General features: G+C 35.2%; 1 pseudogene. It reads right to left on the bottom strand.

Going from position 1 to position 281, the window contains the following annotated elements:
• A pseudogene (locus AAEZ02_RS22285) lies at positions 1 to 281 on the bottom strand (deoxynucleoside kinase); the annotation flags it as partial.

Below are 281 nucleotides of genomic sequence, written 5' to 3'. Positions count from 1 at the left end.
ACTAAAACTCACCCAATAGTTTTTAATGCCTATTTGATATGGTTGATTGGTATCAAGTTTTTTCCAGCTGTTTTCTGGCCGTTGTAATAATGTGGTTAGGTTTTCAATATCATTACTTTGATTGGCATAAACCCAGTCGTGTAATTCAATTTTCGTTATGGAGTCTGATGTCAGTCTAAGCGGTATCCCAGAGAGTGTATTAGCCCAACAATTTTGGCCAATAAACAGCAAAAAAAATCCAAGGAGTATCCTAAATTGATACTGGCATAACTGTTGTAAAT

It is taken from the genome of Shewanella sp. T24-MNA-CIBAN-0130 (assembly GCF_040310185.1).
GTDB lineage: Bacteria > Pseudomonadota > Gammaproteobacteria > Enterobacterales > Shewanellaceae > Shewanella > Shewanella psychromarinicola.
The sequence above is the reverse complement of the archived record's forward strand: the minus strand, read 5'-3'. Positions and strand labels throughout refer to the sequence as shown.